This is a genomic window from Planococcus sp. NCCP-2050, from assembly GCF_023708025.1.
In the GTDB taxonomy this organism is placed as follows: domain Bacteria; phylum Bacillota; class Bacilli; order Bacillales_A; family Planococcaceae; genus Planococcus.
Genome location: NZ_BRCX01000002.1, coordinates 87,610 through 104,918, shown reverse-complemented (window position 1 = coordinate 104,918; position 17,309 = coordinate 87,610). Strand labels below are relative to the sequence as shown.

Annotated in this window: 16 protein-coding genes; 13 read left to right on the top strand and 3 right to left on the bottom strand. The window is 44.8% G+C overall.

Annotated features, from left to right (window positions below):
- Positions 1 to 88: 88 nt before the first annotated feature.
- Together NFU07_RS09800 and NFU07_RS09795 are read left to right on the top strand one after the other, a co-directional pair.
- Positions 89 to 1,222, top strand: coding sequence for a sensor histidine kinase (locus NFU07_RS09800; protein ID WP_251477477.1), 1,134 nt, complete (start codon positions 89 to 91; stop codon positions 1,220 to 1,222).
- Positions 1,219 to 1,818: a response regulator transcription factor gene (locus tag NFU07_RS09795; RefSeq protein ID WP_251477475.1), complete on the top strand. Its 600-nt coding sequence runs from the start codon at positions 1,219 to 1,221 to the stop codon at positions 1,816 to 1,818. Before NFU07_RS09800 ends, NFU07_RS09795 begins: the two co-directional genes overlap by 4 nt.
- 426 nt (positions 1,819 to 2,244) lie before the next feature.
- Here the strand turns inward: NFU07_RS09795 and NFU07_RS09790 are convergent, their stop codons facing one another.
- On the bottom strand, positions 2,245 to 2,610 hold the full coding sequence (locus NFU07_RS09790; protein ID WP_251478229.1) for a DUF2188 domain-containing protein: 366 nt from the start codon (positions 2,608 to 2,610) through the stop codon (positions 2,245 to 2,247).
- A 108-nt stretch (positions 2,611 to 2,718) separates the two neighbouring features.
- On the opposite strand from NFU07_RS09790, the gene putP reads away from it, so the two are divergent.
- Positions 2,719 to 4,251, top strand: a complete 1,533-nt coding sequence (gene putP, locus NFU07_RS09785; protein WP_251477473.1) for a sodium/proline symporter PutP — start codon at positions 2,719 to 2,721, stop codon at positions 4,249 to 4,251.
- A gap of 62 nt (positions 4,252 to 4,313) precedes the next feature.
- Here putP and NFU07_RS09780 read toward each other — a convergent pair whose 3' ends face one another.
- A complete protein-coding gene (locus NFU07_RS09780; protein WP_251477471.1) occupies positions 4,314 to 5,870 on the bottom strand; it encodes a BCCT family transporter in 1,557 nt (518 codons plus the stop codon).
- Positions 5,871 to 6,055: 185 nt separating this feature from the next.
- On the opposite strand from NFU07_RS09780, the gene NFU07_RS09775 reads away from it, so the two are divergent.
- Both NFU07_RS09775 and hflX read left to right on the top strand, forming a co-directional pair.
- Entirely contained in the window at positions 6,056 to 6,784 is a 729-nt protein-coding gene (locus NFU07_RS09775; RefSeq protein ID WP_251477468.1) for a VOC family protein, read from the top strand.
- Positions 6,785 to 6,878: 94 nt separating this feature from the next.
- A complete protein-coding gene (gene hflX, locus NFU07_RS09770; protein WP_251477465.1) occupies positions 6,879 to 8,150 on the top strand; it encodes a GTPase HflX in 1,272 nt (423 codons plus the stop codon).
- Positions 8,151 to 8,189: 39 nt separating this feature from the next.
- Here hflX and NFU07_RS09765 read toward each other — a convergent pair whose 3' ends face one another.
- Positions 8,190 to 9,911 carry an ABC transporter ATP-binding protein gene (locus NFU07_RS09765; RefSeq protein ID WP_251477462.1) on the bottom strand — a complete coding sequence of 574 codons (1,722 nt, stop codon included), beginning with the start codon at positions 9,909 to 9,911 and terminating at the stop codon, positions 8,190 to 8,192.
- A gap of 151 nt (positions 9,912 to 10,062) precedes the next feature.
- Between NFU07_RS09765 and NFU07_RS09760 the strand changes: the two genes are divergently transcribed.
- From NFU07_RS09760 to NFU07_RS09725, 8 genes are all read left to right on the top strand, one after another.
- Positions 10,063 to 10,929 (top strand): DUF6612 family protein, encoded by an 867-nt coding sequence (locus tag NFU07_RS09760; protein WP_251477459.1) that lies wholly within the window; start codon positions 10,063 to 10,065, stop codon positions 10,927 to 10,929.
- Positions 10,930 to 11,193: 264 nt separating this feature from the next.
- Complete coding sequence (locus tag NFU07_RS09755) at positions 11,194 to 12,144, top strand: ABC transporter permease (RefSeq protein WP_235198120.1); 951 nt, start codon at positions 11,194 to 11,196, stop codon at positions 12,142 to 12,144.
- On the top strand, positions 12,137 to 13,087 hold the full coding sequence (locus tag NFU07_RS09750) for an iron chelate uptake ABC transporter family permease subunit (RefSeq protein ID WP_235198121.1): 951 nt from the start codon (positions 12,137 to 12,139) through the stop codon (positions 13,085 to 13,087). The genes NFU07_RS09755 and NFU07_RS09750 overlap by 8 nt, the downstream gene beginning before the upstream one ends.
- Positions 13,084 to 13,845 (top strand): iron ABC transporter ATP-binding protein, encoded by a 762-nt coding sequence (locus NFU07_RS09745; RefSeq protein WP_251477456.1) that lies wholly within the window; start codon positions 13,084 to 13,086, stop codon positions 13,843 to 13,845. Before NFU07_RS09750 ends, NFU07_RS09745 begins: the two co-directional genes overlap by 4 nt.
- A 21-nt stretch (positions 13,846 to 13,866) precedes the next feature.
- The gene (locus NFU07_RS09740; RefSeq protein ID WP_251477453.1) at positions 13,867 to 14,823 is read left to right on the top strand and encodes a siderophore ABC transporter substrate-binding protein; all 957 of its coding nucleotides are present in this window, start codon (positions 13,867 to 13,869) and stop codon (positions 14,821 to 14,823) included.
- Positions 14,824 to 15,095: 272 nt separating this feature from the next.
- On the top strand, positions 15,096 to 15,395 hold the full coding sequence (locus tag NFU07_RS09735; RefSeq protein ID WP_251477449.1) for an antibiotic biosynthesis monooxygenase family protein: 300 nt from the start codon (positions 15,096 to 15,098) through the stop codon (positions 15,393 to 15,395).
- Between the two features lie 161 nt (positions 15,396 to 15,556).
- A complete protein-coding gene (locus NFU07_RS09730; protein ID WP_251477447.1) occupies positions 15,557 to 16,624 on the top strand; it encodes an ABC transporter permease in 1,068 nt (355 codons plus the stop codon).
- Between the two features lie 4 nt (positions 16,625 to 16,628).
- The gene (locus NFU07_RS09725) at positions 16,629 to 17,309 is read left to right on the top strand and encodes an ABC transporter ATP-binding protein (protein ID WP_251477444.1); all 681 of its coding nucleotides are present in this window, start codon (positions 16,629 to 16,631) and stop codon (positions 17,307 to 17,309) included.

Here is a 17,309-nt window from a genome sequence, read left to right as displayed (position 1 = left end):
AAAAGAAAAAATCATTCACTTTGAATGGTTTTTTCTTTTTTTAGTTGTTTGGTATGATTGATAGTACAAGAAGAGAAGGAGCCCTGTTATGCATAGCTGGTATCAAATTTTCCCGAAAAACCCATGGCTCAGCCTTTACGCATGGGTCATATTCTGCATCTTGCCGTTCTTTTTCATTTTCCGCTCTTCATCGTTTATTGACGTTCTGCTCGGAATCATGTCTTTGTTGATTTTCTTTATCGCATACCGGCTGTCATTCAACTCGAGGACCGGTTTTGTCTACGTATGGATCGGCATTGAAATGATGATCAACGTTGCGATGACTTTTTTGTTCGGATATGTCTACTTAGCCATTTTCCTTGCCTTTTTTATCGGCAATATCCGCAATAAAATCGGATTTTTCATCATTTATGGCTTCCTGATAGGGACGACGATTTTGGCTGTTGTGCTTGGAATGATTGAGCACAGCACGTTATATTTATCGCAACTGCCATTTATCGTACTTACGATACTTGGCGTCATTCTCCTACCATTCAATACTTACAACCGCAATAAGCGCGAGAAGCTTGAAGGGCAGTTGGAAGATGCAAACAAACGAATTTCCCAGCTTGTGGTCATTGAAGAAAGGGAGCGGATTGCCCGTGATTTGCATGATACCTTAGGGCAGAAACTCTCGCTGATCGGATTGAAAAGTGACTTGGCCGGGAAATTACTCCATAGAGATGTGGATGCAGCCTTGAACGAAATTAACGACATCCGGCAAACTGCCCGCACAGCGTTGAAAGAAGTGCGAGAATTGGTGTCGGACATGCGCGGCACGAAACTTGAAGATGAACTGCTGCGGATTCAGCAAATTTTAAAAGCGGCAGAAATCGATTTTGTCTTATACGGCAATGCGAAGCTGACAAATACGCCGCTTTTAGTAGAGAATGTACTGAGCATGTGTTTGAAAGAAGCCGTGACGAATGTTGTTAAGCATAGCCAAGCTACGCGCTGCAGCATTTTGATCAAGCAAAAACCGGAAGAAGTGCTTGTTCAGGTTCAAGATGACGGCATCGGCCTTGAAGGGACTAAAAAGCAGCAGGGCAACGGACTCGCGGGAATGCGCGAACGATTAGAATTTGTAAACGGCAGCGTAGACATTCAGACGATGGATGGCACAACATTGAATATCCGGGTGCCGAATGTAATTTTATATGAAACGGAAGGGGAAGTCAGATGATTCGAATCGTGTTAGCTGAAGATCAGCGGATGATGCTCGGGGCACTTGGTTCCTTATTGGATTTGGAAGAAGATCTGGAAGTGGTCGGAAAAGCGAGCAATGGCGAAGAAGCCATTGCGCTAGTAGAACAGCACCAGCCGGATATCGTCATTATGGATATTGAAATGCCTCTGAAGAGCGGCTTGGATGCGGCAGAAGCTTTAAAAGACCATCCCTGCAAAATCATCATTTTAACCACTTTTGCGCGCTCCGGTTATTTTGAACGTGCACGAAAAGCGGGAGTTAGCGGCTATTTGCTGAAAGACAGCCCGAGCGAAGATTTGGCGACGTCCATCCGAACGATTATGGACGGACGCCGGATTTACGCACCGGAACTTGTTGATCTCGCATATTCCGACGAAAATCCGCTGACGGAACGCGAAAAGCAAGTGATGGAATTGATTGCTGAAGGCAAAAGCACAAAAGACATCGCTAAGGAATTATTCATCACAAGCGGAACCGTCCGCAATTACATTTCAACCATTCTTGATAAATTAGAAGTAGGCAACCGCATCGAAGCCATTTCCCGCTTCAAAGAAAAAGGCTGGTTTAAATGAAGAAAAGCGGAAGCGCCTGTTCAGCTTCGAAAGGCATAAGACGATCTGGCGAAGCGGCGTGTTTTCAGCCGCACAGCCAGATTGGCTTATGACCCGAGAAGCTAGGCGCTGGAGTCTGGACAAGAAGAAAAGCGGAAACGGCCGTTTAGCCCCGACAAGCTTAAGACGCGCAGCGCCGGAAATCTTGATTTCCAGAGCTGGGTGACTTAAGACCTCGAGGGGCTGGCCGTTGAAGTCTGGACAAGAAGAAAAGCGCAAGCGCCCATGTAGCTCTGCCGGGCATAAGACGGACCGGCGAAGCGGCGCTCTTTGCCGCACAGCCGGGTCGATTTATGCCCCGAGAAGCTGGGCGCTGGAGTCCCACAATATAAAATGCCGCTGTCCAATTGACAGCGGCATTTTATATTGGCCGAGCTGAATACACAATCAGTCTTCGTACAAAGTGTCTTCTAGCGAACCGTCTTCGGTGTAAATATGCAATTCGCCGTGGTTTTTGTTTACGTAGCGCTTTGCTTCACCCATCAATTCTTTTTTGGTTTCTTCGATGAGGATCGCTTTTTTGCTGTCTTTTTTCTTCAATTGCCACCCATCATCATGCGAGCGGATTTCATAAATCACTTTTTCCTTATCGCCTTCGACAGTTTTCTGCGCTTGGCTCATTGCGATTGGAATCGCACGGCCTTCCTCATACCCATCCCGCAGCAGGGCATTTGCGATTTCAATTGCCTTATCGCGGACATCGGCATTCAGGTTTTTAAAAGAATCGGGATAGTCTTTTTTGCTCCATGGCACAGTCATCGCCTCCTTGATTTTCTTTTCCCATTTCCCCTCAATAAAAAACAAAAATCTACTGGTATTAAAGACTTAGGGTGATACAATAATGGGGAAGGAGGGGATAAAATGTCAGATACAACGTATCAAATAATTGCCTTGGTCATTTACATGGCTGCCATGCTATTTATTGGCTGGTATGCCTACCGCAAAACAGTCAATTTGACCGACTACATGCTTGGGGGAAGAGGATTAGGAGCAGCAGTCGGAGCGTTGAGTGCTGGAGCGGCAGATATGTCCGGCTGGCTATTAATGGGCCTTCCAGGCGCTATCTATGTGAGTGGCCTTGTGGAAGTGTGGATTGCTATCGGATTGACAATCGGTGCTTATTTAAACTGGTTCTTCGTAGCTCCGCGTCTTCGCATGTATTCATTTGTCACCAGTGATTCAATCACCATTCCAAGTTTCTTGGAAAACCGTCTGAAAGACAATTCTCGTTTATTGCGTATCGTTTCAGGAATTATCATTTTAATCTTTTTCACATTTTATGTATCATCAGGAATGGTAGCGGGCGGTGTGTTTTTTGAAAGCTCGTTTGGCTTGGATTACCATCTCGGCTTGGTCATCGTATCAGCAGTTGTCGTCGCCTATACATTATTCGGCGGATTCTTGGCTGTAAGCTATACGGATTTTGTCCAAGGCTTGATGATGTTCTTAGCGCTTATCCTGGTTCCGCTTATTGGGGTATTTGTGACTGGAGGATTCGGTGAAACGGCTGACAGCATCCGTGCTGTGGATCCGACACTGTTGAACTTCACAACCGGCGCTTCGTTCATCGGGATCCTTTCGGCCGTAGCTTGGGGCTTAGGTTACTTTGGCCAACCTCATATCATCGTCCGTTTTATGGCAATCAAAACTTTGAAAGAAGTACGCCAAGCGCGCCGCATCGGCATCAGCTGGATGATTTTGAGTTTGCTTGGAGCTACAGCGACGGCATTGGTAGGGATTGCGTACTTCCAGCAAAATCCGAATTTGGAGCTGGGCGATCCGGAAGGCGTCTTTATCGTTCTTGGACAGATTTTCTTCCATCCGTTAATTGCCGGATTCATGTTAGCTGCGGTACTGGCAGCAATCATGAGCACGATTTCATCTCAGTTGATCGTTACTTCTTCAGCGTTGATTGAAGATCTTTATAAAATCGCATTCAAGAAAGTTTCAACAGATAAGCAATATGTCAGTTTAGGCCGATTAGCGGTATTGGTTATCGCTTTAATCGCTGCATTCCTTGCCTGGGAACAAAATGAGACCATTCTCGACTTGGTTGCTTATGCTTGGGCAGGTTTTGGTGCCGCTTTCGGACCGCTTATCCTGCTGGCTCTATTCTGGCGCAAGCTTACAACTTGGGGTGCGCTTGCTGGAATGATTGTCGGAGCTGCTACTGTCATTATCTGGGATGCCATCGGTACGACTTCGGAGGATGCAGGAGCAACGGCTGTGACTAATTTCATCGGCAGTGTCTATGAAATTATTCCAGGGTTTATCCTATGCTTGATTGTCGCGATCATCGTCAGCTTAATCACTTACAAGAAGAACGATGAAATTGAAAAAGAGTTCAGTGAAACTGAACGATTGATCAAAGAAAAAGAAGTGCCAGTTAAGTAATTTGAAAAAAGGCTTCAGCGATCCCAACGGATCACTGAAGCCTTTTTGTTTTGAATCCTTGCTTACCGTTTTTTCTCTTGCATTCTTCTCGCTTCTCTTTGCAATTTTTCGAAGCGGCGAAGGTCCGCTTGCCGGATCGGAATAGTTTCCCCTTTGATGATCTTCAAGAAAGCGAATACCATTAGCAGGAGCAGCAGCGTAAACGGCAATGCCGATATGAGTGAGGCAGTCTGCAGCGCTTCAAGCCCGCCTGCATAAAGCAGGACAGCAGCGATAGCTGACATTAAGACACCCCAAACAATTTTGAAAAAGGTAGGGGGATTCAAGCTGCCGAAGCTCGTCATGCTGGCTAAGATATAAGTAGCGGAGTCTGCTGAGGTGACCAGGAACGTGAAAATCAGCAGAATCGCCAATACCGACATGATGCCGGTTAGTGGGAGCTGATCAAAAGTCTGGAACAAGGCAGACGTCAAATCGGCGTCCACTGCTTCCGCAATGTTAGATCCTTGCTTCAAATCGTACCAAAGCGCAGTTCCGCCGAATACCGCAATCCAGACGCATGCAATTGCAGGAGGAATGACCATGACTCCCAATATGAATTCGCGGATGGTCCGGCCTCTCGATACACGGGCAACAAAAGCACCGACAAATGGAGACCAAGCAATTGCCCAAGCCCAGTAGAAAATAGTCCATCCAAGAACCCAGTCGCCGCCTTGATAAGGCTGAAGGCGAAGGCTATACTGGACAAAATTTGTGATATAGTCGCCGATTGCCAAAGTAAACGTTTCTAAAATGAAAACTGTTGGGCCTGCGAAAAATACGAAAATCATTAAGACAAGTGCAAGTCCAAGATTTAAATTGCTGAGGTAGGCAATGCCTTTATGTAAGCCAGTAGATGAAGAAAGGGTATAAGCCAAAAACATAATCCCGATAATCGTTAATTGGATGCCGAAGGAATTTTCAATCCCCCACACTGCATTTAATCCGCCGTTCATTTGAAGAACGCCAAGACCGAGCGATGTAGCAATTCCCATTACCGTAGCGATGACTGCTAAAGAATCAATGGAGTGTTTAACGAGAGGCTTGCTGCCGACGATTGGTTCAAGGGCTGTTGAAACCAATCCGGGTTTCTTTTTGCGGAATTGCAGAAATCCGATGACGAGGCCGACGATGGCAAAAACCGACCACTGGCTAATGCCCCAATGGAAAAATGAGTAGCCCATTGCAATCCTTGCGGCTTCTTCAGTCTGCGCTGGATTATCGAATGGAGTTGTAAAAAAATGGCTCATCGGTTCAGCGACTCCCCAAAAAACAAGTCCTGCTCCAAAACCGGCAGAGAATAGCATGCCGATCCAAGTGAAAAAAGGAAACTCAGGACGATCGGAATCTGCCCCCAATCGAATGCTGCCGTATCTGCTCGCAGCAATAAAGATTAAAAATAGAATGATGATAAACACAGCCAATAAATAAAACCAGCCGAAATTGATGGTCGTGAAGTTGAATAAGGTTCCAGCCACGTTGCCAAAGCCGACCGGATTAATGGCTCCGATGATGACCAGCAATAAAATAACTGCAGCAGAAACAATAAATACTGGATTTCGCAGTAGTTTTTTATCCATAATTTCCTCCTTTTTCACTTTTGTCTGTTTCCTTATACCCTACCCTAACGAAAAATACACAGGAAAACCACCCCTAATCAGCAATTGCCTTAAGAGTTTGCCTTACAGATCAAACAACAGCATAATAAAAGAAACCAGTAAAAGCTTTGGCGAACTCGCCAAAATGCCCTTAACGGAGGTAAGTTATGCATTTAGATCATATCGTTCATTTTATTGAAGAAACGCCGGAACAGGCTGCTGCGCATTGGAGCAAAAAAGGGTTTTATGCGGCTATCGGCGGCCGTCACGAACAATGGGGGACACATAATGCGCTTCTCTATTTGAACAACTGTTATATTGAATGGCTCGCTGTTGAGAAGATGGAAATCGCTAGAAACGCTAATCATCCTTTAACGGCATTGCTTCTCCATGACCGTCAAGGTTTTGGGACAGTTTGCCTTCGTACCGATCGGATCGAAGCGCTAAATGAGCGCTTGATAAAAGAAGGGTTTGAAACTTCCGGTATCTTAAATGCCCAAAGAAAAACAGGGAGCGGTGATGTTATCCGTTGGAAAATGTTATTCCTGAAAGAAGAGATTTTCGATCGATTGCCTGCACCGTTTTTCATCGAATGGGAAGAGACAGATGAAATGCGCTATGAAAGTTTGCGGAAACGCCAAGCTATTCAGCCATCCAATGAAAAACTGGAATTGGCTTCTTTAATTTTCGGCGTCCACGATCCTGAAGAAAGCCGGTTGAAATGGATGCGGATATTAGGCGGTTCATTGCAATTGCCGAATTGCCGAATTGACTTCGAGAAAATTGCGGGGCAAAAGGAAAGGCTTCAGAAAGTTGTGTTTAAACATGGGGAGACCGAAGAGACCTACGAGGCTGGCGTTTACGTGCTGCCAGTGCAAGGGAATAGAGAGAACTAGAGCATTAAGTTGGATCGAATTTTACGGGCAAATAGTTTGATGTTTTTTTGCCTTTGGAAGCAAATTCTCCACTTAGCATGAAGGAGGAAATTAAATGGATGAATTACATGAAAAAGCCGTATTAGTAGGTGTTCAATTGCAAAAAGATCTTCATTTTGAATACGAAATGGAAGAACTCCGCAATTTAGCAGAAGCCTGTAATGTAGAAGTAGCAGGAGAAATCCATCAAAATCTGGAGCGGATTAATCCTTCCCATTATGTTGGAAAAGGAAAAGTGGAAGAGATCAAAGCCTTCTACGAAGAAGCAGATGCGAATTTGGTGATTTTCAATGACGAGCTTTCACCGTCGCAGATCCGCAACTTGGAAGAAGACTTGGAATGTAAAGTAATCGACCGGACAATGCTGATTTTGGACATCTTCTCGCGCCGCGCTAAGACTCGTGAAGCACAAGTGCAAGTGGAATTGGCACAATTGCAATACATGTTGCCCCGTTTAGTCGGCTTGCGCGCATCGCTCGGCCGTCAAGGCGGTAGCAGCGGCGGTGGAGTGGCAAACCGTGGTGCCGGTGAAACGAAACTCGAACTGGATCGCCGGAAAATTGAAGAGCAATTGTCAAAGCTGCATAAAGAGTTGGAACAGATTCGCGCACAGCGGGAAACCCAGCGCAAACAGCGCCAAAAGACAGGCTCGCCGGTCGTTTCGCTTGTCGGGTATACGAACGCTGGAAAATCCACCATCATGAATGAGCTTTTGAACAAATCCGGGCAGCAGGAAGAAAAACAGGTTTTTGAAAAAGACATGCTTTTTGCTACCCTGGATACTTCCGTCCGCCAGATCAAACTGGAGGACAATAAAAACTTTCTGCTGACCGATACGGTCGGGTTTGTCAGTAAACTTCCGCACCATTTGGTCAAAGCTTTCCGTTCTACGCTTGAAGAAGCACGGAATGCGGATTTGCTGCTGCATGTCGTTGATGTTTCAAACGAAGAATATCGCCATATGATGAACGTTACCCATGCCACACTCCATGAAGTGGGAGTGGAAGGGGTGCCGACTGTTTACGTCTACAACAAGGCCGATTTAGCTGGCATTCCGTATCCGAGAGTGAACGGCGACAGTTTGTGGGTTTCCGCAAAAGAAGGACGCGGACTGGATGAATTGATCGAGATGATCAAGCAGCATCTGTTCTCAGGACATGTCACGTGCCGGATGATGGTGCCGTTCGATCGGGGCGATGTAGTAGCGTATTTGAATAACCATGCAACTATTCTGGAAACAGCCTACGAGGAAGAAGGAACGTTACTGAAAATCGAATTGGGAAAAGTCGACTACGATCGTTTCGAAGAATTTGTAATCGGCAAATAAGAAAAGCCGGCCCTCACAAAGAGAGCCGGCTTTTAGCCTTTAGGATTGCTGGAATTGGATGCGGTGAAGATTGGCGAAGATGCCGTTTCGTTCGATCAATTCGGCGTATCCGCCTTGTTCGGCAATTCCATCTTCTGTGACGACAATGACCCGATCAGCGTCGCGGATGGTCGCCAAACGGTGGGCGATAACCAATGTCGTGCGGTTTTCAGCCAGTTCCGTAAGAGCTTCTTGGATGACGCGTTCTGTCTCGGTATCGAGAGCAGATGTTGCTTCATCCAAAATGAGGATAGGCGGATTTTTCAAGAACATGCGGGCAATCGCAAGACGCTGCTTTTGGCCGCCGGAAAGTTTCAGTCCACGTTCACCGATCTGCGTTTCATAGCCTTGAGGAAGCTTGTTGACGAAGTCTTCCAAATGGGCTTTTTTCGCTGCTGCTAAAATTTCTTCATCGCTTGCATCACGTCGTCCGTAAGCGATATTCTCGCGTATCGTTCCAGTGAACAGGAATACATCTTGTTGGACGATGCCGATATGTGAACGAAGCGAATGCTTCGTCATATCGCGGATATCGATGCCATCAATCGAGATGCTTCCTTCTTGAATATCGTAGAAGCGGGGGATCAACGAACAAATTGTCGTTTTTCCGGCGCCTGAAGGGCCGACGAAGGCAATCGTTTCGCCTGCGCGCAATTGAAGGTTGATGCCATTCAATACTTGTTTGTGCTCATCATAACCGAAATGGACATCGTCAAAGACGATATCGCCTCTTAACCCGGTTACCTCCATTGCATCTTTACGGTCGAGAATGTCCGGCTGCTGCTCGAGCAACTCCTGGAAGCGGCCAAACCCTGCCATTCCTTTCGGATACAGCTCCAGTAAAGCGCTGATTTTGTCAATTGGCTTAATGAGGACATTCAAGAATAGGACGAAACTGACCAATTCACCGTACGAAAGCTGGCCTTGGTAATTCAGCCATGCCCCGTAGACAAGGACGATCAACGTTAAAAGCCGTGTCATCATATAGATACTTGAATGCGTCGCAGCCATGACTTTGTAAGCGACCAGTTTCGCTAAACGGAAGCGCCCATTGTCATTTTTGAAGCGGCTGATTTCAAATTCTTCATTCGTGAAAGATTGAACCACTCGGGCTCCGGAGACGCTGTCTTCCACCCGTCCGTTAACATCTGCGATTTTCCCGTACATATTGCTCCACGCGGTGTTCATCTTAATATTGCAATAAGTGATGAGCCAAATCAGGAACGGAATGACGATCAATGTCACGAGCGCAAGCTGTGGATTGATCCAGAACATGATGCCGAAGGCGCCAAAGAACGTCATGATGGCAATAAAGAAATCTTCCGGACCATGGTGGGCGAGCTCGCCGATATCAAATAGATCATTTGTGATGCGGCTCATGACGTGGCCGGTTTTTACATTATCGAAGAAGCGGAAAGACTGGCGCTGAACATGGGTGAATAATTCTTCCCGCATATCCGTTTCGATATTGATGCCGAGTTTATGGCCGAGGTAACTGACCACATACTGAAGGAATGTGCTGAGTACAAATACAGCGAGCAACAGGATGCTGACTGTGACGATGCTGTTCCATTCACCGCTTGGCAATAGGTCATCGATAAACCATTGGACTGCTACTGGAAAAGCCAATTCCAGAATAGCGACAATGACAGCACTGGAAAAGTCGATGACAAATAATCGTTTATGCGGCTTATAGTATTTAAAAAAGTTTTTTAATCTCATTGCGAAGTCTCCTCATGAAGTTTCTACTTGACTATAAACAAAAGTATAAGCGATAAACTGCAAATAAACGAATACAATTTCAAAATTCGAAATAAATATTGAAACTTTTTCCATTGAGCATCGTATCATTAGGTAAGACGAATCTGAAAGGATGATCATTTTGAGAAAATGGGCAATGGCAATGGGCGCAGGAATTTTGACACTAGGATTGGCTGCATGCAGTGATACGGCAGAACCGGCAGCAGGCAGTGAAGGGGAAAAAGGGGCAGACAGCGATTTGACTTTAGAGGAAGTTTTTACAAAAACAAATGAAGCTTCTGAAGAAATCAACAGCTTGCATGCCGATATGGTAACCAGCCAAATGATGACAGTGGAATCAGCAGGAATGGAAATTGAAACGGTTTCTGATATTTCCATGGATATGACAATGGAGCCGATGGCATTCTATCAAACCGGCGAAACAAAAATGAATTCTGAAGAGATGGGCGACATGCCTCCGATGACGATGGAAATGTATTACACAGAAGAAGGCATGTATATGTTTGAACCAACCATGGAAACATGGATGAAAATGCCATCAACTGAAATGGAACAGCTGCAGACAATGATGGATCAACAAACAGCAGATCCGTCTAAACAAATGGAAGAGTTGGAAGCTTTCAAAGATGATTTTACATTCGAACAGACTGCGGATGATTACGTCTTAAAGTTGAATGCTTCTGGTGAAGAGTATCAAGAATTGATTGGCGAGCAGATGGAGCAGATGCTCGGACAAATGGATATGGAAGTGCAAACTGTTTTAGAAGGCATGACAATCAATGATGTAGCTTATGAAATCTTCATTGATAAAGAAACGTTCTTGCCGAGCGTTATTAACATCGATATGGACCTGGATATGGAAATTGAAGGGGAGTCGATGAATATCAAATCGGTAGTTGACTCTGAGTACAGCAAATACGATGAAATTGACTCAATCACGGTGCCAGCAGAAGTTATCGAGCAAGCGCAAGAAATTTAATCCATCATATGAGCTGCAGAATGGTAGGAAACTAGCCATTCTGCAGTTTTTTTGTTGTTTTCAGATGCATTAGCCATTGAAAAGCAGAATACAAAGGGAAAAGATCACTTACTAAATGAGACTTTCTCATCTAAATGAAAATTATTCTCAATTATTCATTGACTCTTCTCATCAAACTGCTATACTAAAACTTGTGAGTAAGTGATAATGATTATCACTCTCGAATCAATCAATAGTTTTATTGAACACGGATGAGGGGCAGCTATGAAAAAACGTTATTTAATACCAGCACTGATCATACTGTCTGTTATTTCGCTGTTTGTCGGAGTCAGCAGTATCAGCATCGTCGATCTGTTTGACTTCCAATCGGAGGAAACGCAGATTTTCTTGATCAGCCGTCTGCCAAGGTTGGTCGCTATATTGTTGGCGGGTGCAGGAATGAGTATGGCAGGACTCATCATGCAGCAATTGAGCCGCAATAAATTTGTGTCTCCGACGACGGCAGGTACACTCGATGCTACTCGACTGGGGATTCTCGTCTCGATGCTATTGTTTGCCAATGCATCGATGCTTGAGAAAATGACAGTGGCATTCGCTTTTGCACTTGCCGGAACTTTTCTGTTTATGCAAATTCTTGACCGCATCAAATTCAAAGATGCTATATTCATTCCGTTAGTCGGATTGATGTTCGGGAATATCCTTTCTTCCATTACGACGTTCTTCGCTTATAAAGCGGATGTTATCCAGAACATGTCAGCATGGCTGCAAGGAGATTTCTCAATGATCATGAAAGGGAGTTATGAACTCCTCTACATCAGTGTTCCGGTCTTTATCATTGCCTATGTTTACGCGAATCGCTTTACAGTAGCTGGAATGGGGGAAGATTTCTCGAAGAATCTGGGGTTGAAATACCGCAGCGTCGTGAATATCGGACTGGTGCTCGTGGCATTGATCACAGCGACTGTCGTCTTGACGGTCGGTATGATCCCGTTTCTCGGATTGATCATCCCGAACATCGTTTCAATTTTCAAAGGTGACCACCTTCAAAAAACATTGCCGCATACGGCGATGCTTGGGGCCATTTTCTTGCTGGCATGCGATATTTTAGGAAGAGTATTAATTTACCCGTATGAAATTTCCATCAGTTTAATGGTCGGTGTCATCGGAAGCTTTATTTTCCTCTTCCTTCTGTTTAGGAGGAAAGCCTATGCGTGATCTACATAAGATGCTCATACTGATCGGTTTGGCATTAGCGGCTTGCGGCGTCTACCTGTTCCAAGACTTAAACGGGAGTTTCGATTACGCCTTGCCAAGACGCGGCGTGAAAGTGTTCGCTATGGTTCTTACAGGAGTTGCCATCGCTTATGCAACCGTGGTTTTCCAAACCATCACGCATAACCGGATCCTGACTCCGAGCATCATGGGCTTGGATTCACTTTACATGATGCTTCAAACGCTGCTGATCTTTTTCTTGGGATCAGACCATATCACCATTATGAACAAGCAAGTCAATTTTGTTTTATCAATCGCAGCGATGGTCGTTTTCGCTTTGTTGTTCTATCATCTGCTCTTTAGAAAAAACAATCAGCCGATTTACTTTCTTCTATTAATTGGAATCATTTGCGGGACGTTTTTCGGAAGCATCTCGACGTTCCTGCAAGTGCTGATTGATCCGAACGAATTCCAAATTGTCCAGGATCAGATGTTTGCGAGCTTCAACAACGTCAATTCGGATCTGGTTTGGCTTTCGGTCATCGTCATTGCGGTATTGATCATTTTTGCCTGGAGACATAATTCATCCTTGGATGTGCTGTCGCTTGGGCGCGATACGTCAGTCAATCTTGGTGTCGACTACGATGCACTCGTTAAAAAGATGCTCGTATTAGCTGCAGTTTTGATTGCCATTGCAACAGCTCTTGTCGGACCGATTACGTTCTTCGGTTTGATCGTTGCGAATCTATCGTATCAATTCTTTAAAAGCTATAAACATTCGGTTGTCATTCTCGGTGCTGCTGTCATTAGTATTGTTGCGTTAGTGGGCGGCCAATGGGTAGTGGAGCGTGTGTTCACATTCAATACTACCTTAAGTGTCATCATTAATTTCATCGGTGGAGTTTACTTCATTTACTTACTATTAAAGGAGAGTCGATCTAATTGATCCAAGTTCGCGAACTGACAAAGTTATACGGTAAAAAGCAAGTGGTGGAAAATGTTTCAGTTGATATTCAACGCGGCCAGATCACGTCCTTTATCGGACCAAACGGCGCGGGGAAATCCACGCTTCTTTCAATGGTCAGCCGGCTATTGGATGCAGATACAGGAGAAGTGCTGATTGATTCGATGAACACGAAAAAATTGAAGTCCAATGAGTTCTCCAAACGTGTCTCTATCCTAAAGCAGTCGAACTTCATGAATGTCCGTTTGACAATCCGCGAACTGGTTTCTTTTGGCCGCTTTCCTTATTCAAAAGGCCGGTTGAATGATGAAGATGAGAAAATGGTCGATCAAGCGATTGAATACATGGATTTAAAGGAACTGGAAAATTCCTATATGGATGAATTATCCGGCGGACAGCGCCAACGTGCTTTTATCGCCATGGTTATTGCGCAAGATACGGATTACGTTCTGCTTGATGAACCGTTGAATAACCTGGATATGAAGCATTCCGTCCAAATCATGAAAATCCTTCGCCGCCTGGTCGATGAACTGGGCAAAACCGTCATTATCGTCTTACACGATATCAACTTCGCTTCTGTCTACTCCGACCGCATCGTGGCTTTGAAAAACGGACGAGTCGTGAAAGACGGGCCGACAGAAGAAATTATACAAAGTGCAGCATTGAAAGAAATCTATGATATGGATATTCCGATTCAGCAAATGGATAATTGCCGGATTTGCGTATACTTCAATTCTTAAAAAAGAGGAGCTCGAATAAAAATGAAAAAATGGTTGCTAATTGCATTTACATTGATGATGGTTGCTTTCCTTGCAGCTTGCGGTTCAGACGAAGCGACAGATGCAAACTCTGCTGAAGCAGACACGAAAGAAGCGGAAACTGAAACGGTAACAGTGAAACACGAACTAGGTGAAACGACATTCGATAAAAACCCTGAAAAAGTAGTGGTTTTTGACTTTGGTGTTCTTGATTCAATGGATAAATTAGGAATTGAAGCTGTAGCTGGAGTTCCTCAAGGGAACGTTCCAACTTATTTGGAAAAATACAATGACGCTGAGAAATACGAGAATGTCGGTACATTAAAAGAAGCTGATTTCGAAGCAATCCACGCATTAGAGCCAGACTTGATCATCATCTCTGGACGCCAGGCTGCTATGTATGAAGAATTTGCTGACATCGCTCCAACTATTCATATGGGTGTAGATACAACGAAATACATGGATTCTTTCACTCAAAACATGAACACACTTGGAGAAATCTTCAGTAAAGAAGACCAAGTGAAAGAAGAACTAGCAGCAATCGATAAGCAAATCGAAGACTTGAAAACAAGCGTTACAGATGAAAAAGCATTGATCGTTCTTGCGAATGAAGGAAAAGTAAGTGCATACGGAGCAGCTTCACGCTTCGGAATCATCCATGACGTATTCGGTGTAAAACAAGCGGATGAAGGCATCGAAGCTTCAACTCACGGCCAGAGCATTTCGTTCGAGTACATCTTGGAAACAAACCCGGACATGATGTTCGTAGTTGACCGCAATGCGGCAGTAGGAAATGATGCAAGTGCAAAAGACTCGCTTGAAAACGAATTAGTGCAAAAAACAACGGCTTACCAAAACGATAAAATCATCTACTTGGACCCAGACTTCTGGTATCTATCAGGTGGCGGATTGCAATCAGTCAGCCAAATGGTAACAGACATCCAATCAGCATTTGAGTAAGAAAAGCAGAAGCGCCCATCTAGCCCCGAAAGGCATAAGACGAACCGGCGAAGCGGCGCACTTTGCCGCATAGCCGGTATGGCTTATGACCCGAGGGGCTGGGCGCTGGAGTCTAGCCAGTAAGAAAAGCGGAAATGGTCGGTAAGGAAAAATTTGAAGCATTCGCGGAACCGGGTGCTTCAACTGAATGAAAAGGCAAACAACACTCAGCGGGCTGCTTCCCGCTGAGTGTTGTTTTATAAAATGCAGCAATTAGGAATGGAGAGTTGAATATGTTTGTACAAATGAAGCGCTTTATGGTGAAGGAAGGAACATCTGATCTTGTGCTTAATCGTTTCGCCGGCAAGAACAAATTGGCTGAACAGCCAGGGTTTATCGACCGGACGATTTTGAAGAAAAATATTCGCCGAGGCGATGAGGAAGTCATTTTGTATGTGCGCTGGGAATCAGAGGCAGACTGGAAAAATTGGGAGAAGCATCCCGACCACATCGCTGGACATAAAGCGCAGATCGGCAAACCGAAGCTCGAACACATCATACAAGTAGAACAAAGCACATACCATGTCATGTAATAATAGAAGCGAAGACAGACCGTCACAGGTTTGTCTTTTTTTATTTTCAAAAAGACGGTTTAAATAAAAGAAATGGGTATATAATAAATGTATAGGTTTTGTACAACTTATTGGGTAGTTGGTGAAAGTGTTTTACATATTAAATAATAGGAAGTGGAAAGATGTTTTTAGCTTGGAACGAAATTCAAAAAAATAAACTTAGATTCACCTTGATCATCGGTGTTTTAATGCTAGTTGCTTATCTTGTGTTCTTTTTATCAGGGCTTGCCAACGGATTGGCTAGTTTGAACCGGGAAGCGGTGGACAAATGGGATGCTTCTGCAATTGTCCTAACCGAAGAATCGGATAAAAGCTTAGTGGCTTCAACGATGACAATTGATGAAGCGGAGGCTATGAATGCTGATGAGACGGCAGTTCTTGGCCAGATCAACGCCATTGCCCGCACAGATGACCAAAAAGCCAATGTCTCTATTTTCGGCATTCGGGAAGATGAATTCATCATGCCGGAAGTATCGGAAGGCGAGGTTTTTTCGGCAGACAATGAAGTGATTGCGAGCGACACCATCAAAGAAGACGGCTTTGCTCTAGGCGATGAACTGGAATTGTCTTCTACCGATGAAAAACTGACGATTGTCGGCTTTACAGAAGATGCTCGCTTTAACGCAGCACCGGTTCTTTACGGAGATTTAGCTACTTTTCAACGTGTGAAATTCGGTGAAGCAGCTGAAGCGAATAAAGACCAAATCAACGGAGTGGTCGTACGCACAGATGACATAGCAGCTATTACGGATAATAGTGAACTGGAAGCCATCGAGTCGGAAACGTTCATTGAAAACTTGCCAGGCTATACGGCGCAAAGTTTGACGTTGAATTTCATGATCTACTTCTTGTTCGGCATCTCATCCGTGATTGTTGCGATTTTCCTGTACGTTCTAACGGTGCAGAAAATCAGCATGTTCGGCGTGATGAAAGCGCAAGGAATTCCAAGCGGCTACTTGGCGCGGTCGGTCGTAGCCCAAACATTCATCTTAGCCGCTATCGGGGTAGCGATTGGGCTTATCCTTACGCTGGTGACAGGTGCATTCCTGCCGGCAGCTGTACCGGTTGCGTTTGCAATCCCGACCATGTTGATTTACGGAGTGGTCTTAGTGGCTGTGGCGGTCATCGGAGCCGTATTCTCTGTATTGACGATTGTCAAAATCGATCCTTTGAAAGCAATAGGAGGCTAAACAAATGGCAGTATTGGAAATGAATCAAATCAACAAAACATTCGGCAGCGGCCATAAAAAAGTAGACGCTCTTAAGAAAACGGACTTTCAGGCTGAAAGAGGCGAGTTGATTGCCGTCATCGGCCCTTCGGGTTCTGGGAAAAGTACATTTTTAACGATAGCAGGCGGCTTGTTATCGCCGACTAGCGGAGATATCTTCATCAATGATAAAAACATTGCTTCCCTAAGTGAAAAAGAGTTATCCAAAGTTCGCCTGAAAGAAATCGGCTTCATTCTCCAAGCTTCGAACTTGATTCCTTTTTTGACGGTCGACAAACAAATGAAGCTGCTGGATAAAGTGAAAAAAGACAATATGAATAAGCAGGAGCTGGAACAGCTTTACGACGATCTTGGAATTACGGACCTCCGCAATAAATACCCGTCGGATTTATCCGGAGGGGAAAGGCAGCGTGTGGCAATTGCAAAAGCGCTATACAGCAACCCCTCGATTATTCTAGCGGATGAACCGACGGCCTCTTTAGATTCGGACCGCGCATATGAAGTGATGCAGCTACTGAAAAATGAAACGAAAAACAAAAAAACGACGACCATCGTCGTGACCCATGATATCCGGTTGGTCGAGTATTGCGATAAGGTCTATAAAATGGTGGATGGCGTTTTGAAATTACAAGAACAAAACGGATGA